The following is an 18,107-nucleotide window of genomic DNA, read 5'->3' on the forward strand; positions in this document are numbered from 1 at the left end:
AATCACCTCAGCGGTAGGACTTCTGGTAGCGGGCCCGAGCGCCGGGGCCGCCCCACTTCTTGGGTTCGGACTGGCGAACGTCGTTGACCAGCAGCGAGCGGTCGAACTCCATGAACGCGTCACGGAGTTCCGCGTCGTTCGTGAAGTCGACGAGTCCGCGAGCGATGGCGGTTCGGGCGGCGTCTGCCTGCCCCATGACACCGCCACCTTCGACGGACACTTCGACGTCGACGTCGTCACGGAGGTCGTCCTCCGCGATGCGGAACGGCTCCAGCATCTTCAGCTGAGCCAGTTCCGGGTCGACCAGTTCGACGGGCTGGGAGTCGATACGCACGCGGCCCTCGCCCTCGCGAATCGTCGCGCGAGCGACGGCAGTCTTCTTCTTGCCAGACGTGTTCGTTACCATGTCTTGTTCGCTCCGAGTGCCTCGCTCACGTCGCCGAGCGAGACGAACTTGATGTTCGACAGTCGGTCCAGCGAGGTCCCTTCGAGGACGTCGCCGTCCTCGTCGTGTGGGTTCCCGACGTACACGCGGACGTTCTCGAATGCCTCGCGGCCGCGCTGCTTCTTGTGGGGCAGCATACCGCGAATGGCGCGCTTGAAGATACCGTCCGGGCGCTTGGGGTAGAAGTACGCGTTGTCGTCACCGATGTCGATGCGCTTCTTGTACTTCTCTACGATCTGCTCTTCGCGGCCGGTGATGACTGCGCGTTCGGCGTTGACGACGGCGACGGTCTGTCCGTCGAGGGCCTGCTCGGCCACCGCGGACGCGACACGGCCCATGATACAGTCACGGGCGTCGACGACGACGTCGGCGTCGAATTCTGCGAGGCTCATCGGATCACCCGCACGTGGGAGCCTTCGGGGTTGTTTTCAATTGCCTGTTCGAGCGATATAGCCTCTCCGACCTGTTCGATCTTCTTCTCGGCGGTTCCGGAGAAGTCGACTGCGGCGACGGTGATGTCCTTCTGCAGGACACCGGAGCCGAGCACCTTGCCCGGCACAACGACGGTCTCGTCTTCCTGTGCGTACCGTTCGATACGGCCCAGGTTGACTTCCGCGTGTGTGCGCCGTGGCTTCTCGAGGCGCTCGGCGACGTCGCCCCAGACGTTGCCACCCGCAGAGCGGGCGGCCGACTTCAGGTCGGCGATGAGACTACTGAGTCTCGGGTTCGTCTTGCTCATAGAGTTCCTCCTTTGTAGGAAAAGTGCAGGGAGCAGGATTTGAACCTGCGGACCCCTACGGGACAGCGCCCTGAACGCTGCGCCGTTGGCCAGACTTGGCTATCCCTGCTTGCATTCATGCGTTTTGCGTGCCCCGTAAAAACCCCTTCGGTCCTCGCGCTCGGGGGGCGGGCGGTCATCGGCGTCGAAAGGGTGTTTCGGGGCATGTGGCGTTACAGTTGGACTGCGTCTTTCAGTTCGGTCGCGCGGTCACGCAGCGTCTCGACCGCGCGCAGGACCAGTTCGTCGGTGGTGAACGAGCCGTCGGTCTCGACGTGGAACACGAAGGCGTTCTCGACGTCGGTGACCTCGACCTCCTTGCCCGGGTAGCGCTGGGAGAGGTCGTTGCCGAAGTCGTCGGTCGGCACGAGGTCGCCGTCCGTCGCGTCGACGGCGGCGTGTTCGGCCGCACCCTCCTCGATGACGCCGCGGAGGATGTTGGGCTCGTCGTCCTCGAACTCGCTCTTCTCGCCGACGACTTCGACACGCTGGAGGTGTCGGTAACCGACGGCCACGCCGCCCTGATGTTTGGCGTGTTCTTTCCCCGTATCGAGGACGGCGTCGGCCTCGACTTCGAGGCGCTGGCCGTCCTTGAGGTCGATGATGGGGACGTTGTCATCGGCCGGTTTCACCAGCCCGTCACTGGAGACGAGGTCGCTGGAGTAGGCCGTCGCCGGCCCGTCCACGGAGAGCGACAGCGTCACCTCGTCACCGATCTCGAAGTCGTCGAGGTCGGTGGTGAGCGGGACCAGCCCCAGTCGGAGGCCGATCTGCTCGTTGAACATCACACTGGTGTTCTCGATGACGCGGACCGTATCGATACTGAACGTGGGCACGTCGGCGATCATCGCCCGGCGGATGCCGTTGGCGAAGGCCGGCGTGATGCCCCGAATCAGTACGAGCGACTCCCGCTCGCCGCGTTCGACGAACTCAACCTCGTAGTCCTGTGTCATGGGTTAGAATCCGGAGTTTTTCGGTGCGCGAGTGCCGTCGTGCGGCGTCGGCGTGACGTCCTCGATGCGACCGATTTCGAGACCGGCGCGGGCCAGCGCTCGGATGGTCGCCTGCGCGCCCGGCCCGGGGGAGGTCTGCTGGTTCCCACCGGGACCGCGGACGCGAACGTCGACGCCTTCGACGCCGCGGTCGAGGGCCTTCTCGGCGACGACTTCGGCCATCTGCATGGCGGCGTACGGCGACGCCTCGTCGCGATTCTGCTTGACGACCGTCCCGCCGGAGCTCTTTGCGAGCGTCTCCGCGCCGGTCTGGTCGGTGATGGTGATGATGGTGTTGTTGAACGATGCGTGGACGTGTGCGACGCCCCAGATGCCGTCGTTTTCTGCTTCGCTCATTCTTGTGCCTCCGCGCGCTCAGGGTGCAGTTCGTCCGCAAGCGAGCTGTTCTCGTCGAAGCCGACGGTGTCCTCGACGGCGACTTCGACCTTCATCGACGGGCGCGTGACGCGCTGGCCGCCCAGCACGATGTGGCCGTGGACGATGAACTGACGGGCCTGCTCGGGCGTGTTCGCGTAGCCCTTGCGGTAGACGACCGTCTGGAGTCGGCGTTCGAGGACGTCGGTGACGTCGAGCGACAGGACGTCGTCGAGCGTGTCCTGCTCGCTGAGGATACCGTAGCGCTTCAGGCGGGCGAGGAACTCGTCGGCCTCGTCCGTCTGGATGGTCTGGCCGAGCAGTTTCCGGGCCTCGCGGCGGTAGCCACGAAGCTCGGACTGGGCACGCCAGAGTTCCTCTTTGTTCTTCAGACCGTAGCGTCCCAGCAGGTTGCTCTCGTCGGCGATTCGCTCGCCCTGGAACGGGTGGTTCGGCGTCTCGTAGAACTTGGTGTTGGAGCCGAGTGCCATTATTCGTCATCCTCCGCGGCGGCTTCCTCGGCCTGCTCTTCCTTGATGGCCTCGACGTTGACGCCGATGGTCCCCTCGGTACGACCGGTGGACTTCGTGCGCTGACCGCGAACCTTCTGGCCGCGCTTGTGGCGGACGCCGCGGTAGGAGTCGATCATCTTCATTCGGTTGATGTCCTGCCGACGGGTGAGCTGGAGGTCGTTCCCGGTCTCGTGGGTGGTCTCTCCGGTGAAGTAGTCCTTCTGGTGGTTGGTCATCCACTCGGGGACATCGTCGGCGTAGTTCTCGACGGCCTCGACGACGGAGTCGATGACGTCGTCGTCGAGCTTCCCGAACACCGCGCGACGGTCTACATCAGCCTTCTGGGCGATGATGCGGGCGGCGCGGTGGCCGATGCCGTTCAGTTCTGTCAGTGCTCGCTCGACGGACTTGGTACCGTCGAGGTCGGTCTGTCCGATACGGACGAAATAGCGGATGTCCTCCTCTTCTTCGGCATCCGCGTCCTCGCCCGCGTTGGGGTCTTCTGCACTCATATATGGGTAATCGGTTGGGTGAGCGTCGTGGCTGGGATTCGAACCCAGGAGGCTGTACGCCACAGAGTTAGCAACCCTGCGCCTTGGGCCAGGCTTGGCTACCACGACACGTGCTTCTGATACTCGCGCCCGCGGCACGCGGACTCGGGGGCGCGTCCCCCTACACGAGTCTGTCCCAAGCTATTCCGGGGTTGTATTTAAACGCAACGGAAGGCGCTCCCCCCGTGAGGACGGCGCATACGTGAGTATTCCCCACGGACGAGCGGCGCAACTGCTTCGGCGCTGGCGGCCGTACGACCCGACGTGAAAACTATCGCGCGTGCCGACGGCGGCACCACAGTCGACCCGACCGACAGCGAAGCCGTTCGGAGCCACCTCGAACGGTTCGCAGGCCCGAACCGCGTCACCGAGCGCGACGACGGCACGCTCACCGCGGAGTTCGGCGCCTCGACGTACGTCTCGGTCGGCCCCGAGGGCCGCGTGGCGACGGGGATGCCGCTGCACGCCTTCGACGCACCGGCCGACCGCCTCGTCTTCGACCACGACGACGGCGAACTCCACGTCGAGGGCAGGTCGGACGGGGAGAAAGTCACGTACACGTTCCGGCATCCCTGACCGACGGTGGACGCCCGGTCCTGTCACAATCCTTATCGCACCTCCGGGGCCTACCCGGAGACATGAACGAAGACGACGTCCGTGAGCGTCTCCGGACCGTCCAGGACCCGGACCTCGGCGACGACATCGTGTCGCTGGGTCTCATCAACAGCATCGAGGTCACAGACGACGAGGTTCGTATCGACCTCGCGCTCGGCGCGCCCTACTCGCCGACGGAGACGAGCATGGCCAACGAGGTCCGGGAGGCGCTCTCGGACCTCGACCGCGAGGTGGACCTCTCGGCCAGCGTCGACCGCGGCGTGCCCGAGGCCGAGGACCCGCTCCCCGAGGTCAAGAACGTCATCGCCGTCGCCTCGGGCAAGGGCGGCGTCGGGAAGTCGACCGTCGCCGTCAATATCGCGGCCGGCCTCTCCCGACTCGGTGCGCGGGTCGGCCTGTTCGACGCTGACGTGTACGGGCCGAACGTCCCCCGGATGCTCAACGCCGACGAGTCGCCCCGTGCCACCGAGGACGAGGAGATAATCCCCGTCGAGAAGTACGGGATGAAACTGATGAGCATGGACTTCCTCGTCGGGAAGGACGACCCGGTCATCTTCCGTGGGCCGATGGTCGACAACGTCCTCACCCAACTGTGGGACGACGTGCTATGGGGGAGCCTCGACTACATGGTCGTGGACCTGCCGCCGGGGACCGGCGACACGCAACTGACGATGCTCCAGCGCGTCCCCGTCTCCGGGGCCGTCATCGTCACCACGCCGCAGGAAGTCGCACTCGACGACGCTCGCAAGGGCCTGCGGATGTTCGGCCGCCACGAGACGCCCGTGCTGGGTATCGTCGAGAACATGTCCACGTTCGTCTGTCCGGACTGTGGCGGCGACCACGACATCTTCGGCAGCGGCGGCGGCCGTGAGTTCGCCGACGAAAACGAGATGCCGTTCCTCGGCGAGATTCCGCTGGACCCGGACGTCCGCGAGGGCGGCGACAGCGGGCAACCACTCGTGCTGGACGAGGACGACGAGACGGGCGAGGCGTTCCGCGACATCGCCGCCCGCACCGCGAACATGCAGGGTATCATCCACCGCAAGCGCCAGTCCGACTCGCGGGCCGCCGAGGCCGAGCAGTAGGGCGGTGCCGCCGCTGTCCGAGGTGAGGCGGTAGAGAGAAAGACCGAGTTACGCTTCGACCGGGTTGTTGTACTTACGGGTGACGTAGCCGGCGATGCGGTTGCGCACGCCCTTGGACTCGATGTTCGTGACTTCCTCGACGACGTCCTTGTTGTGCTCGAAGTCGGCACCGAACGCGTCGGGGTATCGCTCCATCAGCAGTGTCCCGGTCTTCTTGACGTAGGCGGGTTTGATTGCCATGCGTGCATCTTGCTAGGTGGCGTTCAAAAAGGGTTCGACTTCCACGCCGGGACGCGAACCGTTATCACCCGATGCGGCGCCAGCGGTCCCGTTATAGCGTCTTCGAGCGCGGTGTCGAGCGATTGGTGCCGGGCGGTGTCTCACCACTCGGCGTCGACGAGGTCCCGGACGCGCTCGAACGCCTCACGTTCGCGCTCGCTGCCGGCCGTCTCGACCACCGACTCGAAGTACGCGAGCCTATCCAGTAGCGTCTCGCGGTCGTAGGTCGGTACGTCCAGCCGTGAGGCCGCGACGGTCGCTTCGACCACTGCGGCGTGGCCCCGGTTCGTCGTCGGGACGACGCGTCGTTCGACGCCGCTCTCGACTGGCCGGAGCGCCCACTCGACCCACTGTGTCCCGCCTTCCTCACCGTCGGCCAGTCGCTCGACGCCGACCCGGACCCACGCGTCGGCACGTTCTAAAACCGGGTCGGCCTCCTCGCGGACGGCGAGCGCCGCCTCCGCGAAGTCGACCGGGTCGCGGGTGAACTGGACGTACCCCTCGCCGCGCTCCCGGAAGTTCCGCCAGGTGCGGGTCCGGCCCCACGTCGTCGCCGTTACGGGACCGTCGCCGTCGGGTGCCGTGAGGCCCAGCGCCGCGACGTTCCAGCGGTCGTTGGGTCCCAGCGTCGTCACGACGGACTCGGTGACGCCGGCGAGTTCGGCCGGCCAGTCCGTCTCGCCCATCAGACGACCAGCCCCCGTTCCAGCGCGACGAACAGCGCCCCGGCGACGAGGTCGGCCGTCGTCCCCGGGTTCACGTCGCGGGCGACGAACTCCGCGGCCAGTTCCGTCGCGTCCTCCTCGCCGTCCAGCACCGCCTGCGCTCGTCGCTGAACCTCCTCGGCCGTCTCGCGGTCGTTCCGCGTGACGACGAAGGTGTCGACCTCCGCGGCCAGTAAGCGGAGGAACGCACGCGAGGCGCGGTCGGCGACCGCCCCCTCGTCGTCCAGTATCCCCTCGGCGGCCTCGAAGACGCGTTCGAACCCGCTCGACCACTCGGCGGCGACGCCGTCGACGTCCGCGCTCTGGGCCATCACGTCCGACAGCGTCAGACTCCGCTTCTCCAACGTCGGTATCGCCTCGCGTCCGCGGCGCACGTCCAGCGGTTCGAGCCCCTCTGGCGGGTCGTCGACGGCCACGTCGACGTGCTCGAACGCGCGGTAGAAGTCGGCGGCGTCGGCCACGGTGGTCTGAGCGACCACTCGCTCGACGCCGTCTGGCGTCAGGTCGTCCTCGCTCGCGGCCGCGACCAGCGGCGTCAGCACTAACAGGGCACCAAACTGGGTGTTGCCGCCCGACTGGCCGGACATCCCTTCGACTGCTCGTTCGAAGGCGTGGCCCACACGCTCGCCGTCAGCCGCGAGTTCGAGGCCGGGGCGAGCGCCGACGGCGCCGGCCAGAAAGTGCTCGAACCGGAGGTCGTCGTACTCCCGTTCTCTGTCGACGTTGCCGGGTTTTGGCGTCCCGCTGACCTCCAGCAACAGCGCCAGTTCGGCGTTCTGGTCCGTCGAGCGGTCGCTCACCGTACCACCTCGCGACCGGTCCAGTCGTCGGCGGCGGCCCGGACCTCGCGAAGCACGTCGGGGTCGTCGCTCGCCCGCCCGACGCTGACCGCGTCGGCCCCGTACTCGAAGTACTCGGTCGCGCTCTCCCGGTCACGGACGCCGTTGTTCGCGATGACGAAGCAGTCCGTCGCTTCGACTACGTCGCCGACGACGGCCTCAGAGTCCATGGCGTCGACGTGGACGGCGTCCGCACCTGCCTCCGCTGCGGTTCGTGTGACCTCGGGCAGGTCGACGCCCGCCACCTCGGTCCGGACCTTGACCGAGACGGTCGCCCCCGCCTCGCTCGCGGCGGCGACCTGTTCGGCGAGGCGGTCGGCGTCTCGAAGGAGTGACTCACCGGCACCGGCGGCGCACATCTCGTCCTGTCGGCAGTGCGCGTTCACTTCGAGGAGAGCGCCGTGGTCCCGACAGACCCGGGCCGCGCGCACTACCGGGTCGACCGACGCACTCCGGACGTTGAACGCGGGTCGAATCGGCGCGCCGGCCAGTGCGTCCAGTTGCGCGTCGACGAAAGCGACCGGGTCCTCCGGCAGGAACTCCGAGCGGTCGTGGTCCACCATCTCGCGGGCGGCCGCACGCGTGGGGCTGTCCAGCGCGATACCCCCGAGGAAGGCACACCCGACGTGGTCCTCGACGGCGCGGGCCCACGCGGCGTCCGCCTCGCCGCTGAGACTCGCCAGCGCGACCCGTGGCTCGAACATCAGGCCACCTCCGAGAGGGCGTCGGTCACCGCGCGGGCCACTCGGTCGGCGTCTCCGGGGCCGTCGAGCGTCGTGTCCGTGCGGACCACCGGCCTGTCTAGGTCGGTGCCGTCCTCGGTGTCGAGGACGAACGCGTCTGCGAAGGGGTAGCTCTCGGCGACGCCGGCGGTACTGGCCTCGCGGCCGACGCCCTCCATCAGGTCCGCGGCCGGGCCGGAGAACACCTCGTCCTCGACGAACGGCGAGACGGCGACGACCGGCGTCTCGGCGAGCGCGTCCCGAATGCCTTCGACGGCGAGCATCGGCCCGAGCGACGTGACGGGGTTCGAGGGACCGACGACCACCGGGTCCGAGAGGGCGGTCAGGACGGCGTCGGTGGCCGTGGCCGTCTCGCCGCCGCGAAACTCCACGTCGTCGACCGCTGGGTCACCGTTCCGCCCGACCCACCACTCCTGAAAGTGCATCGGGCCCTGCGGCGTGTGGACGATGGTCGCCACCGGGTCGTCGCTCATCGGCAAGAGCGTCCGGTCGAGGCCGAACGCGTCGGCGAGCGTCCGCGTGACGTCCGTCAGCGAGTACCCCGCGTCCAGCAGCGAGGTCCGCGTGACGTGGACCGCCCGGTCCCGGTCGCCGATGTGCATGAACTCGGCGACGCCGGAGAATCGCCGCCAGCGGGCGATATCGCGGCCCGACGTCTGTGCGTCGTCGGAGAGGTACTGCGGGCCGGTCGACAGGTCGGCGGCCTCGGCGAGGCGGTGGAGTTCGGCGTGTGTCTCGGCCGTGTCGTCGGCGATACCCCACCACGTCTCCCGGTCGAGTTCGCCCCCGTCGAGAAAGAGAACCGTATCGAGGTCGGGACAGACGAGGTGGCCCCCGAGTTCCACGTCGTCGCCGGTGTTGGCGACGACTGTCGTGGCCCCGGGGTCGAACACGTCGTCGGCGCCGGCGAGGAGTTTCGGCGTCCCCGTCCCGCCGGCAAGGAACGTCACCATACGCCGACGTAGGGGTGAGTGAACCTATAAACGTGGCCCTGCCGGACGGACGGGCAGCGCACCCACCCAGTCCCGTCAGTCGGCTGATAATCAGTCGTGAGAACCGAGGGGGGAGACTGAAGTTAGTGGCCCGAGAGGAAGTGGACAACTGCAGTCATGCGTATGATTCACGCCCACAGGTTCGCCCCCGCAGCCCCCGACGAAAAGTACGTCTTCGGCGCGTGCGCACCCGGCTGGCACAGTGCTGCCAGCCACGACGCGGCCCTCTCGGACTGGATACAGTCTGTTCGCGACTGTCAAGTAGAGCGCGTCTGCTGTCTCCTCGCGGGGACACAGTTAGACGAATCCGGGTCGAACTTAGAGCGGTACGCCGACGCGTTCGGCGAGTCGAACGTCCTCCACGTCCCGGTCCCCGACCAGCGACTCATCGGTAAGGAGGCCCTCCACGAGAAGGTGTTGCCGTTCTTGGCGACATCGGTAGATACCGAGGTTCGCACCGTCGTCCACTGTCTGGCCGGCATCGGACGGACGGGACAGGTACTGGCCGCGTGGCTCGTATACAACCGCGACTACGGCCCGAGACGGGCCATCGAGACGGTCCAGCAGATGGGGCGTGACCCGATGGACGCCGTCGAGTACGGCGACGCCGACGAGGACTCCCTCCTCGAGTTACTGGGGTCGGTCGCACGACTCTGACCACCGTTCGGGCCGGTACAGCCACGAGATGTGGCAGTACCGTTTTGCCGACGGCTCACGAACCGACACGCGATGACCACCATCAAGGACAGCGTCCACGACCACATCGCGGTCGAGGGCGTCGCCGCCGACCTGCTGGAGACCCCGCCCGTCCAGCGCCTCCGCCGGGTCAAGCAGCTCGGGACCGTGACGCTGGTCTATCCGTCGGCCAACCACACCCGGTTCGAACACTCGCTCGGCGTCTATTACCTCGCCGACCGGGCGCTCTCGCATCTGGGTATCGAGGGTCAGCAGGCCGAACGGGTCCGTGCCGCCGCCCTCCTGCACGACGTGGGTCACTCCCCGTTCAGCCACAACGTCGAGGCGGTCATCCACCGCAAGACGGGAAAGTACCACGACGACGTCCACGACCTGCTGGACCGCGGCGAGGTCGCCCGCGTGCTCACCGACCACGGCCTGAATACCGACCGGGTGGCTGACCTCGTCGCCGGCGACGGCGAACTCGGCCAACTGGTGTCTGGCGAACTCGACGTCGACCGGATGGACTACCTCGTCCGCGACGCCCACCACACCGGCGTCCCCTACGGCACTATCGACCACGAACGGCTGGTCCGGGAGTTGCGCTTCGTCGACGGCGAACTCGTCTTAGACGAGGGGAACGTCCAGACCGCTGAGTCGCTGTTGCTCGCTCGTGCGTTGATGAACCCGACCGTCTACGCCCACCACGTCGCCCGCATCGCCAAATCGATGCTCCGCCGCGGGGCCGAACGGCTGCTGACCGCGACGAACGTGACGGCCTCGGACCTGCGCCGGTGGGACGACGCAGACTTGCTCGTCCGCCTGCGGCAGTGCGACGAGACGGCCGAATACGCCCGTCGGCTGAGCGAGCGAGATCTCTATAAGCGCTCCGTCTGGGCCGAACGGACCGCCGTCCCCGACGAATTAGTCGCGGCCGACCACCGTGATATCCGGACGTGGGAACACGCCATCGCCGACAGCGCGAACGTCGACCCCGACTCGGTGGTCCTCGACGTCCCCTCGGAACCGTCGATGACCGAGTCCACGAGTCGCGTCCTCGTCAACGGCGAGGTGCGCCGCCTCGGCGAGCAGTCGACGCTCGTCAACGCCATCCGCGCCGCCCAGCGTGACCAGTGGCGTCTGGGCGTCTACGCCCCCGAGGACGACAGCGACCGTGTGGGCGACGTCGCCATCCGCGAACTCGGCCTCGACTTAGACGGCGCGCGGGTCCGGGACGTCCGACCGGGTATCCACGCGACCCTCGACGAATTTAACTGAGCATCGAGTGGAGATGAGTACATGAGTATCGAAGGGACGATTCTCCGCGGCCGGACGTTCGAACCTATCGAGGGGCGAGTCGTCGTCGAAGACGGCGAGATCGCCGCTATCGAGGCGGACAGCGTCGACAGCGACGCCATCGTCTGCCCGGCGTTCGTCAACGCCCACACGCACATCGGGGACTCCATCGCGAAGGAGGCCGGCGAGGGCCTCTCGCTGGAGGAACTGGTCGCACCGCCCGACGGCCTGAAACACCGACTCCTCCGAGAGGCAGACCAGTCCGAACTGGTCGAGGGGATGGTCCGGTCGCTGTCGTACATGCACCAGTCCGGGACCGGCGCGTTCGTCGAGTTCCGTGAGGGCGGCGTCGAGGGCGTGCGTGCCATCCGCGCGGCGCTTGCCGATTCGCCGCTCCGGAGCGTCGTCCTCGGTCGCGAGACGGTCGAGGCGATGGAGATGGCCGACGGCTTCGGCGCCAGCGGCGCCAACGATGCCGAGTTCGGCCCCGAGCGCCGAGCGACCCGCGAGGCCGGCAAACTGTTCGGCATCCACGCCGGCGAGGTGGACAGTTCGGACATCAACCCGGCGCTGGACTTAGACCCCGATTTCCTCGTCCACATGGTCCACGCGAAGCGTCTCCACCTCGAACGCGTCGCCGACAGCGAGATTCCGGTCGCCGTCTGCCCGCGGTCGAACCTCGTCACCGGCGTCGGTACGCCGCCGGTCGAGGAACTGGCCGAGCGGACGACGGTGGCGCTGGGGACGGACAACGTCTTTCTCAACAGTCCGTCGATGTTCCGCGAGATGGAGTTCACCGCGAAACTGTACGACCTCTCTGCGCGGGACGTCCTGCGGATGGCGACGGTCAACGGGGCCGAACTGGCCGGTCTCGACTGCGGCCTCATCGAGGAGGGGCGGCCGGCCAGCCTGCTCGTTCTGGACGGCGACTCGGACAACCTCACAGGGGCGCACAACCCCATCCGAGCGGTCGTCCGCCGCGCCGGAGTGTCCGACGTGGAACGGGTCGTTCTCCCCGAGTCGTAGCCACGTTTATCGGCCACGGACTGCAAGGGGTGCGTGATGCCCTCCACCACTGACCGCGCCCTCGGAACACTTTGGCGAGTGCTGCTCTCCGGTGTGGCCCTGCTCGTCGCTCTCAGCGTCGCCGCCGCGGTGCTCGCCGTCCTCCAGAATCTACTCGCGGCGCTCCTGTCCCTGCTGGTGACCGCCCTCCTCGTCGTCGGCGTCGGCTACGCGGTCTACTGGGTCGGGTCGTCCCTCCTCGGCAGCGACGAATCGCCAGCGGAGGCGCCCGCCGAGTACGGCCCCGCGGCCGACGCGGACGCCGTCGACCGACTGACCGAGAAGTACAGGGACGGCGCACTCACCGAGCGCGAGTTAGAGCGCGAACTCGAACAGGTGATGGACGAGGCGGCCGGCGACGCCGACGGTGACGACGAGCGCGAGTCAGAGCTGAACTGAGGTACGGTGTATGGTATCAATTAGCAAATAACTAAACGCGCCGCCGTCGTACTGTGGGGTATGTACGACCGGATACTGGTGCCGACAGACGGGTCCGAGGGGATGTCCCGGGTCGTGGACCACGCCGTCGAACTCGCGCGGTTCCACGACGCCGAGGTACACGGACTGTACGTCATCGACACGGGTAGCTACGCGACGTTGCCCGTCGAGACGACGTGGGACGGCGTCACCGAGATGCTCCGAGAGGAGGGCGAACTCGCGCTCGAATCCCTCGAAACGATGACCGGCGACCTCGAAGTCGTGACGGCCATCGAGAAGGGGGCACCGAGCAAGCAGATCGTCGAGTACGCCCGCGAGAACGGTTGTGACACCATCGTGATGGGAACCCACGGCCGGGGAGGGCTCGACCGGATCTTGCTCGGCAGCGTCGCCGAACGCGTCGTCAGGTCGTCGCCGGTCCCGGTGGTGACGGTTCCGGTCGGCGACACGGACGTCGACCCGGGAGACGACGAACCGGAAGCGAGCGTCACGCAGTGAACTACCCCGCCCGTAGACTGCGGCCGCTACACCGGCCGGAGGTGTTCGCAGTCGCCGGCGGAGACGGTCTGGCGTCCGTCGTCGGTCTCGACCACCAGTCGTCCCGGGAACTCGACGTCGACGGCTTCGCCCTCCACGACGCCCTTCGGCGTCTCGACGCGGACACGTTTCCCGAGCGTCGTCGCGTATTCGCGCCACTCGTCCAGCACGGACTCGGGCGTCTGCCGGAGCGTGTCGAACGTCTCGACGAGGCGCTGGGTGAACAGGCGCCTGTCGACTGCCTCGCCGCGGACCGCCTGCAGACTCGTCGGGTTCGCCTCGCTCGGTAGCGAGTCCGGGTCGACGTTGGCGTTGACGCCGATGCCGACGACCACCCACGAGACCCGGTCGGCCTCGCCCTCCATCTCCGTGAGGATACCGACCAGTTTCCGCTCCTCGCCGCCGACCAGCACGTCGTCATCGCCCGCTGACGACGTGCCCGCACTCGTGACACTCACGAGAACATCGTTCGGCCATTTGATGGTCGCCTCGACGCCCGCCTCGCGTGCCGCGCGGGTCGCCGCGACGGCGGCGGCGAGCGTGTACACCGGCGCGTGGGCCATCGGCACGTCGGGCCGGAAGAGGATGGAAAGCCAGATGCCGCCGCTCGGTGACACCCAGTCCCGGTCGAGGCGTCCCCGGCCGCCAGTCTGTTCGTTCGCGAGAACGACGACGTCAGAAGCACCCTCGGCGGCGAGGTCACGGGCCCGGGCGTTCGTACTCGGAATGCTGTCGTGGTACTCGATGTCGAACGGCGCGTCGAGGCCGTACTCGACCGCCAGACCGCCGAATTCGGGTACCTCGGCAAGCGAGTAGCCCGCGTCGTCGCTGGCAATCGTGAACCCCGCCTCCCGAAGCGCCTCGACGTGTTTCCAGACCGCAGACCGCGAGATACCGAGGTCCTCGGCCAGCGCCGGTCCCGAGACCGGGCCGTCAGAGAGCGCGTCGAGAACCCGATGGCGTGTCTCGTTCATGCCAGTCGCTTCGACGGCGACCGGCAAAAAGGGCGCCACTCGACCGAGACGCCGTCGCTTCGGCGCTTATTCGGACCCGATGACGAACAGGAGGTCGCCCATGTCGACGGAGTCGCCCTCGCCGATGGCGACGTCGTTGATGACGCCGCCGCGTTCGGCGACGATGTCGTTTTCCATCTTCATCGCCTCCAAGACACAGAGGACGTCGCCGGATTCGACCTCGTCGCCCTCGTCGACGGACACTTCGAGGATGGTCCCCTGCATCTCCGCGGTGACTTCTTGGCCCTCGGTGCTGGACCCGCCGCCCCCGCCACCGTCGGACCCACCGCTCTCGCCCGGTCGCTGTGGCCGGTCACCGCCGCCGACGTCGACGTCGCCGACGTTGATAGGGGGCGCACCGCGCTCTTCTAAGTCCACCTCGAAGCGCTTGCCGTTGACCTCGACAGTGAACTCGCGTTCGACGACCTCCTCGTCCTCGTCGGCCGCGGCCTCGGTTTCGCTACCCCAGCGCTCTTGGGCCTCCTCGATTCGGGACTTCTCGAGCGTCTCGTCGAGGTACTTCGTCGTGTGGGTGCCGCCGACGAACTCCTCGTCGGTGAGCATCAGCCGGTGGAACGGGATGACCGTCGGGAACCCTTCGATGTCGTACTCCGCGAGCGCGCGCTTGCCGCGTTCGATGACCTCGTCGCGGTCGGACGCGTAGACGATGAGCTTCGCGACCATCGAGTCGTAGTCGGTCACGAGGTCGTCGCCCTGGCGGAGCGCGTCGTCGAGTCGGACGCCGATCCCGCCGGGCGGGTCGTACGTCTCCAGCGAGCCCTGATTCGCCGGTGCGAAGTCCTTGGCGGCGTTTTCGGCGTTGATCCGGAACTCCATCGCGTGGCCGTCGATCTCCACGTCGTCCTGTTCGAAGCTCAGTTCCTCGTCTTGGGCGACCCGGATCTGCCATTTGACGATGTCGATACCGGTAATCTCCTCGGTAACGCAGTGTTCGACCTGGATACGCGTGTTGACTTCGAGGAAGTAGAAGTTCGTGTCGGGCCCCAGCACTTCCCCGGGTTCGCGGTCGGTGTCTTCCTCGACGAGGAACTCGACGGTCCCGGCGTTGTAGTAGTCCGCTTCGCGGACGCCACGGCGCGCGGCCTCGCCGATCTTCTCGCGGAGTTCATCAGAGAGCGCGGGCGACGGGCCTTCCTCGATGACCTTCTGGTGGCGACGCTGGAGCGAGCAGTCACGCTCGCCGAGGTGGCGGACGTTGCCCTCGTGGTCCGCGATGATCTGGATCTCGATGTGACGGGGGTTCTCGAGGAACCGTTCGAGATAGACGGAATCGTTCGAGAAGTACGCCTCACCCTCGCGTTTGGCGGATTCGAGTTGCTCCTCTATCTCGTCGGGATCGCGGACGATCTTCATCCCGCGGCCACCGCCGCCACCTTCGGCCTTGATGGCCACGGGGAAACCGTGTTCCTCACCGAACTCGACGACTTCCTCGGGGTCGTCGACGGGGTCCGTCGTCCCGGGGACGATGGGAACGTCCGCCGATTGCATGATCTTCCGGGCCTTCGTCTTCTCGCCCAGTTTCTCCATCGCGTCGCCGGCCGGTCCGATCCATTTGACGCCGTCCGTGTCCTCTACCTTCCGGGCGAAGTCGGCGTTCTCGGCGAGGAAGCCGTAGCCGGGGTGGATGGCGTCGGCGCCGGACTGCTTTGCGGCGTCGATAATCGCCTCTTGGTCCAGATACGAGTCGGCCGCTCGTGCCGGCCCCACGTTGTACGCCTCGTCGGCGTAGCGGACGTGCCCCGAGTGTTTGTCGGCCTCAGAGTAGACAGCAACCGTCCCAATGCCCAACTCCTCGCACGCGCGCATGACCCGGACCGCGATTTCACCGCGGTTGGCGACGAGTACTTTGTCGAACATATCCCACCATACTGAGAGTTGGCCCATAAAACTATGCGGAGCGGCGAATCGACCGACCGCTCTTTTTTTCCACGGCACACGAACGGTCGGACATGGACGAACGGACCGCTCGCGGAGTTGTCCACACACTCGCCGCCGGTTCGCTGCGAGTGGCCATCGTCTCGGCGGCGACGCCGGTACCATCGACGCGGTGACCGTCGCCGGCGCACGCTTCGGCATCGACGGGGTACCGGCGGCGTGGCTGGAGACGCTCGAAGGCCGGGCGAGCCTGCCGCTGCTGGCCACCGAACTGGCGGAGCTGGGCGGCCGAGCCGTTACATCCGGTCTGTCCGCCCGGCCGCACTCCACGGGTCCGTCGGCGCCTCCTCGCGGACCCTGACGTGGCGCTTCTGTGTCCCTTCGACGCGCTCGGAGAACGTCCACTCCTTGCCGTCCCACGATTCGCCGCCGGCCGCTGCGGCCGCCGCAGCCGCGGCGGCGGCCCGCTTACGGTCCGTGAGGTGCGCGCCGACGGCGACGGCGATGGCCGCCGCCTCGTCCGTCGACGCGTCCGGGAGTTGGGCCGCTATCTCCGCCACCAGCGCGCCGTCTACCGTCTCTGCGGAGTCCGTAGCCATGGTTACAGTGGGATGTTCCCGTGTTTGCGGTCCGGTTGGTCGCTTCGCTTCCCCCGTAGGAGGTCGAGGTCCTCGATGAGGCGCGGTCGGGTGTGTTTCGGTTCCAGCACGTCGTCGACGAAGCCGCGTTCGGCGGCGGTATAGGGGTTGGCGAAGGCGTCGCGGTACTCGTCGATGAGTTCCTGCCGGCGGGCCTCGACGTCCTCGGCGTCGGCGAGTTCGTCGTCGTAGAGGACGTTCACCGCGCCCTGTGGCCCCATCACCGCTATCTCGGCGGTCGGCCACGCGTAGTTGGCGTCTGCGCCGATGTGCTTCGAGGCCATCACGTCGTAGGCACCGCCGTAGGCCTTGCGCGTGATGACAGTCAGCAACGGCACCGTCGCCTCGCTGTAGGCGTACAGCAGTTTCGCGCCGTGGTTGATGATGGCGTTGCGCTCCTGGTCCTTGCCGGGCATGAACCCCGGCACGTCGACGAACGTGAGGATGGGGATGTTGAAGGCGTCACAGAAGCGGACGAACCGCGCACCCTTCCGCGAGGCGTCGATGTCCAGCGTCCCGGCGTTCACGCGCGGTTGGTTGCCCACGACGCCGACGCTGTGCCCGTCGAGTCGGGCGAACCCGGTGACGATGTTACGCGCGAACCCCTCGGCCACCTCGAAGAAGGAGTCCTCGTCCAACACGCCGTCTATCACGTCCACCATGTCGTACGGCTTCTGTGGCTCGTCGGGCACCGTCTCGACGAGACTCTCGTCGCGGCGCTCCGGGTCGTCCCACGGGTCGACGCGCGGCGGGTCCGCGACGTTGTTCTGCGGGAGGTACGAGAGGAGATAGCGGATGTCGTCCATCGCCGCCTTCTCGTCTGCGGCCGTGAAGTGGGCGACACCGGACTCCGTGGCGTGGGTTTGTGCCCCACCCAGTTCGTCGAAGCCGACTTCCTCGCCGGTGACCGTCTCGATGACGTCCGGGCCGGTGATGAACATGTGGCTGGTCTCCTCGACCATGTAGACGAAGTCCGTGATGGCCGGCGAGTAGACGGCGCCGCCGGCACACGGCCCCATGATGGCCGAAATTTGCGGGACGACGCCGCTGGCTTTCTGGTTGCGGTGGAAGATGTCGGCATAGCCAGCCAGCGAGTCGATTCCCTCCTGTATTCGGGCGCCCGCCGAGTCGTTCAGCCCGATGATGGGCGCGCCGTTCTCGATGGCCTTGTCCATCACCTTACAGACCTTCTGGGCGAAGGCCTCGCCGAGCGACCCGCCGAAGACGGTGAAGTCGTGGGCGAAGACGTACACCCGTTCGCCGTTGACTTCGCCGTAGCCGACGACGACGCCGTCGCCCGGAACGTGCTTCTCGTCCATGTCGAAGTTGGTCGAGCGGTGTTCCCGCAGGGCGTCGATCTCCACGAAGGTGTCGTCGTCGAGGAAGTAGTCGATGCGCTCACGCGCGGTGAGTTTCCCCTTCTCGTGTTGGGCCTCGATGCGCTCTTCGCCACCGCCACGTTCGGCCTCCGCCTTCCGTTCGCGGAGGTCCTCGACGCGGTCGTCGTGGTTCACGCGACATCACGGCTCCCGGACCTGAGCATACCCGTCTCGTCGGGGGCATCCGAAAAAAGCGTTGCCCGCCCGAGACCGTCGGAGTTTTCCCGACCTGCTTCCAG

23 protein-coding genes and 2 tRNA genes are annotated in these 18,107 nt (G+C 67.2%); 7 read left to right on the forward strand and 18 right to left on the reverse strand.

The window, feature by feature from the left end; translation table 11 throughout:
* Positions 1 to 7 precede the first annotated feature (7 nt).
* The 9 genes from G9465_RS13510 to G9465_RS13550 all read right to left on the reverse strand — a co-directional run bounded on the left by G9465_RS13510 (position 8) and on the right by G9465_RS13550 (position 3,722).
* On the reverse strand, positions 8 to 406 hold the full coding sequence (locus G9465_RS13510; protein WP_166970843.1) for a 30S ribosomal protein S9: 399 nt from the start codon (positions 404 to 406) through the stop codon (positions 8 to 10).
* On the reverse strand, positions 400 to 837 hold the full coding sequence (locus G9465_RS13515) for a 50S ribosomal protein L13 (RefSeq protein ID WP_166970845.1): 438 nt from the start codon (positions 835 to 837) through the stop codon (positions 400 to 402). The genes G9465_RS13510 and G9465_RS13515 overlap by 7 nt, the downstream gene beginning before the upstream one ends.
* The gene (locus G9465_RS13520; protein ID WP_166970848.1) at positions 834 to 1,184 is read right to left on the reverse strand and encodes a 50S ribosomal protein L18e; all 351 of its coding nucleotides are present in this window, start codon (positions 1,182 to 1,184) and stop codon (positions 834 to 836) included. Before G9465_RS13520 ends, G9465_RS13515 begins: the two co-directional genes overlap by 4 nt.
* Positions 1,185 to 1,208: 24 nt before the next feature.
* Positions 1,209 to 1,293: transfer RNA gene (locus G9465_RS13525), tRNA-Leu, on the reverse strand.
* A gap of 103 nt (positions 1,294 to 1,396) precedes the next feature.
* A complete protein-coding gene (locus G9465_RS13530; RefSeq protein ID WP_166970850.1) occupies positions 1,397 to 2,176 on the reverse strand; it encodes a DNA-directed RNA polymerase subunit D in 780 nt (259 codons plus the stop codon).
* 3 nt (positions 2,177 to 2,179) lie between these two features.
* Positions 2,180 to 2,572, reverse strand: a complete 393-nt coding sequence (locus G9465_RS13535) for a 30S ribosomal protein S11 (protein WP_166970851.1) — start codon at positions 2,570 to 2,572, stop codon at positions 2,180 to 2,182.
* Positions 2,569 to 3,081, reverse strand: a complete 513-nt coding sequence (locus G9465_RS13540) for a 30S ribosomal protein S4 (protein ID WP_166970853.1) — start codon at positions 3,079 to 3,081, stop codon at positions 2,569 to 2,571. The genes G9465_RS13535 and G9465_RS13540 overlap by 4 nt, the downstream gene beginning before the upstream one ends.
* Entirely contained in the window at positions 3,081 to 3,614 is a 534-nt protein-coding gene (locus G9465_RS13545) for a 30S ribosomal protein S13 (protein ID WP_166970855.1), read from the reverse strand. Before G9465_RS13545 ends, G9465_RS13540 begins: the two co-directional genes overlap by 1 nt.
* 23 nt (positions 3,615 to 3,637) lie before the next feature.
* Positions 3,638 to 3,722: transfer RNA gene (locus G9465_RS13550), tRNA-Ser, on the reverse strand.
* Between the two features lie 195 nt (positions 3,723 to 3,917).
* On the opposite strand from G9465_RS13550, the gene G9465_RS13555 reads away from it, so the two are divergent.
* Both G9465_RS13555 and G9465_RS13560 read left to right on the forward strand, forming a co-directional pair.
* The gene (locus tag G9465_RS13555; protein ID WP_227015552.1) at positions 3,918 to 4,229 is read left to right on the forward strand and encodes a hypothetical protein; all 312 of its coding nucleotides are present in this window, start codon (positions 3,918 to 3,920) and stop codon (positions 4,227 to 4,229) included.
* A 62-nt stretch (positions 4,230 to 4,291) separates the two neighbouring features.
* Positions 4,292 to 5,353 (forward strand): Mrp/NBP35 family ATP-binding protein, encoded by a 1,062-nt coding sequence (locus G9465_RS13560; protein WP_166970857.1) that lies wholly within the window; start codon positions 4,292 to 4,294, stop codon positions 5,351 to 5,353.
* Between the two features lie 48 nt (positions 5,354 to 5,401).
* On the opposite strand, the gene G9465_RS13565 is transcribed toward G9465_RS13560, so the two are convergent.
* The 5 genes from G9465_RS13565 to cofD all read right to left on the reverse strand — a co-directional run bounded on the left by G9465_RS13565 (position 5,402) and on the right by cofD (position 8,892).
* Entirely contained in the window at positions 5,402 to 5,593 is a 192-nt protein-coding gene (locus G9465_RS13565; RefSeq protein WP_166970859.1) for a 30S ribosomal protein S17e, read from the reverse strand.
* 140 nt (positions 5,594 to 5,733) lie between these two features.
* Positions 5,734 to 6,318, reverse strand: a complete 585-nt coding sequence (locus G9465_RS13570; protein ID WP_166970861.1) for a DUF447 domain-containing protein — start codon at positions 6,316 to 6,318, stop codon at positions 5,734 to 5,736.
* Positions 6,318 to 7,157, reverse strand: coding sequence for a triphosphoribosyl-dephospho-CoA synthase (locus tag G9465_RS13575; protein WP_166970863.1), 840 nt, complete (start codon positions 7,155 to 7,157; stop codon positions 6,318 to 6,320). Before G9465_RS13575 ends, G9465_RS13570 begins: the two co-directional genes overlap by 1 nt.
* The gene (locus G9465_RS13580) at positions 7,154 to 7,900 is read right to left on the reverse strand and encodes a tRNA-dihydrouridine synthase (protein ID WP_166970865.1); all 747 of its coding nucleotides are present in this window, start codon (positions 7,898 to 7,900) and stop codon (positions 7,154 to 7,156) included. The genes G9465_RS13575 and G9465_RS13580 overlap by 4 nt, the downstream gene beginning before the upstream one ends.
* Positions 7,900 to 8,892 carry a 2-phospho-L-lactate transferase gene (cofD, locus tag G9465_RS13585; RefSeq protein WP_166970867.1) on the reverse strand — a complete coding sequence of 331 codons (993 nt, stop codon included), beginning with the start codon at positions 8,890 to 8,892 and terminating at the stop codon, positions 7,900 to 7,902. The genes G9465_RS13580 and cofD overlap by 1 nt, the downstream gene beginning before the upstream one ends.
* A 156-nt stretch (positions 8,893 to 9,048) precedes the next feature.
* On the opposite strand from cofD, the gene G9465_RS13590 reads away from it, so the two are divergent.
* From G9465_RS13590 to G9465_RS13610, 5 genes are all read left to right on the forward strand, one after another.
* Positions 9,049 to 9,588: a dual specificity protein phosphatase family protein gene (locus G9465_RS13590; protein ID WP_166970869.1), complete on the forward strand. Its 540-nt coding sequence runs from the start codon at positions 9,049 to 9,051 to the stop codon at positions 9,586 to 9,588.
* A 72-nt stretch (positions 9,589 to 9,660) separates the two neighbouring features.
* The gene (locus G9465_RS13595; protein ID WP_166970871.1) at positions 9,661 to 10,884 is read left to right on the forward strand and encodes an HD domain-containing protein; all 1,224 of its coding nucleotides are present in this window, start codon (positions 9,661 to 9,663) and stop codon (positions 10,882 to 10,884) included.
* Between the two features lie 21 nt (positions 10,885 to 10,905).
* Complete coding sequence (locus tag G9465_RS13600) at positions 10,906 to 11,928, forward strand: amidohydrolase family protein (protein WP_166970873.1); 1,023 nt, start codon at positions 10,906 to 10,908, stop codon at positions 11,926 to 11,928.
* Between the two features lie 36 nt (positions 11,929 to 11,964).
* On the forward strand, positions 11,965 to 12,366 hold the full coding sequence (locus tag G9465_RS13605; protein ID WP_166970875.1) for an SHOCT domain-containing protein: 402 nt from the start codon (positions 11,965 to 11,967) through the stop codon (positions 12,364 to 12,366).
* A gap of 60 nt (positions 12,367 to 12,426) precedes the next feature.
* Positions 12,427 to 12,903, forward strand: coding sequence for a universal stress protein (locus tag G9465_RS13610; protein ID WP_166970876.1), 477 nt, complete (start codon positions 12,427 to 12,429; stop codon positions 12,901 to 12,903).
* Positions 12,904 to 12,929: 26 nt separating this feature from the next.
* Here the strand turns inward: G9465_RS13610 and G9465_RS13615 are convergent, their stop codons facing one another.
* From G9465_RS13615 to G9465_RS13630, 4 genes are all read right to left on the reverse strand, one after another.
* Complete coding sequence (locus tag G9465_RS13615; protein WP_166970878.1) at positions 12,930 to 13,916, reverse strand: biotin--[acetyl-CoA-carboxylase] ligase; 987 nt, start codon at positions 13,914 to 13,916, stop codon at positions 12,930 to 12,932.
* Between the two features lie 66 nt (positions 13,917 to 13,982).
* Entirely contained in the window at positions 13,983 to 15,833 is a 1,851-nt protein-coding gene (locus G9465_RS13620; protein ID WP_166970880.1) for an acetyl-CoA carboxylase biotin carboxylase subunit, read from the reverse strand.
* Positions 15,834 to 16,147: 314 nt separating this feature from the next.
* A complete protein-coding gene (locus tag G9465_RS13625; protein WP_166970882.1) occupies positions 16,148 to 16,450 on the reverse strand; it encodes an acc operon protein in 303 nt (100 codons plus the stop codon).
* Positions 16,451 to 16,452: 2 nt separating this feature from the next.
* Positions 16,453 to 18,003: an acyl-CoA carboxylase subunit beta gene (locus G9465_RS13630; protein WP_166970884.1), complete on the reverse strand. Its 1,551-nt coding sequence runs from the start codon at positions 18,001 to 18,003 to the stop codon at positions 16,453 to 16,455.
* Positions 18,004 to 18,107: the final 104 nt, after the last annotated feature.

Source organism: Haloarcula sp. JP-L23 (assembly GCF_011602445.1).
GTDB lineage: Archaea > Halobacteriota > Halobacteria > Halobacteriales > Haloarculaceae > Haloarcula > Haloarcula pellucida.

Coding starts and splice junctions, on each gene's coding strand:
- G9465_RS13600 (WP_166970873.1), top strand. CDS start 10,906: ATGAGTATCGAAGGGACGATTCTCCGCGGCCGGACGTTCGAACCTATC.
- G9465_RS13610 (WP_166970876.1), top strand. CDS start 12,427: ATGTACGACCGGATACTGGTGCCGACAGACGGGTCCGAGGGGATGTCC.
- G9465_RS13515 (WP_166970845.1), bottom strand. CDS start 837: ATGAGCCTCGCAGAATTCGACGCCGACGTCGTCGTCGACGCCCGTGAC.
- G9465_RS13565 (WP_166970859.1), bottom strand. CDS start 5,593: ATGGCAATCAAACCCGCCTACGTCAAGAAGACCGGGACACTGCTGATG.
- cofD (WP_166970867.1), bottom strand. CDS start 8,892: ATGGTGACGTTCCTTGCCGGCGGGACGGGGACGCCGAAACTCCTCGCC.
- G9465_RS13595 (WP_166970871.1), top strand. CDS start 9,661: ATGACCACCATCAAGGACAGCGTCCACGACCACATCGCGGTCGAGGGC.
- G9465_RS13580 (WP_166970865.1), bottom strand. CDS start 7,900: ATGTTCGAGCCACGGGTCGCGCTGGCGAGTCTCAGCGGCGAGGCGGAC.
- G9465_RS13625 (WP_166970882.1), bottom strand. CDS start 16,450: ATGGCTACGGACTCCGCAGAGACGGTAGACGGCGCGCTGGTGGCGGAG.
- G9465_RS13545 (WP_166970855.1), bottom strand. CDS start 3,614: ATGAGTGCAGAAGACCCCAACGCGGGCGAGGACGCGGATGCCGAAGAA.
- G9465_RS13510 (WP_166970843.1), bottom strand. CDS start 406: ATGGTAACGAACACGTCTGGCAAGAAGAAGACTGCCGTCGCTCGCGCG.
- G9465_RS13590 (WP_166970869.1), top strand. CDS start 9,049: ATGCGTATGATTCACGCCCACAGGTTCGCCCCCGCAGCCCCCGACGAA.
- G9465_RS13540 (WP_166970853.1), bottom strand. CDS start 3,081: ATGGCACTCGGCTCCAACACCAAGTTCTACGAGACGCCGAACCACCCG.
- G9465_RS13560 (WP_166970857.1), top strand. CDS start 4,292: ATGAACGAAGACGACGTCCGTGAGCGTCTCCGGACCGTCCAGGACCCG.
- G9465_RS13530 (WP_166970850.1), bottom strand. CDS start 2,176: ATGACACAGGACTACGAGGTTGAGTTCGTCGAACGCGGCGAGCGGGAG.
- G9465_RS13535 (WP_166970851.1), bottom strand. CDS start 2,572: ATGAGCGAAGCAGAAAACGACGGCATCTGGGGCGTCGCACACGTCCAC.
- G9465_RS13520 (WP_166970848.1), bottom strand. CDS start 1,184: ATGAGCAAGACGAACCCGAGACTCAGTAGTCTCATCGCCGACCTGAAG.
- G9465_RS13570 (WP_166970861.1), bottom strand. CDS start 6,318: ATGGGCGAGACGGACTGGCCGGCCGAACTCGCCGGCGTCACCGAGTCC.
- G9465_RS13620 (WP_166970880.1), bottom strand. CDS start 15,833: ATGTTCGACAAAGTACTCGTCGCCAACCGCGGTGAAATCGCGGTCCGG.
- G9465_RS13615 (WP_166970878.1), bottom strand. CDS start 13,916: ATGAACGAGACACGCCATCGGGTTCTCGACGCGCTCTCTGACGGCCCG.
- G9465_RS13605 (WP_166970875.1), top strand. CDS start 11,965: ATGCCCTCCACCACTGACCGCGCCCTCGGAACACTTTGGCGAGTGCTG.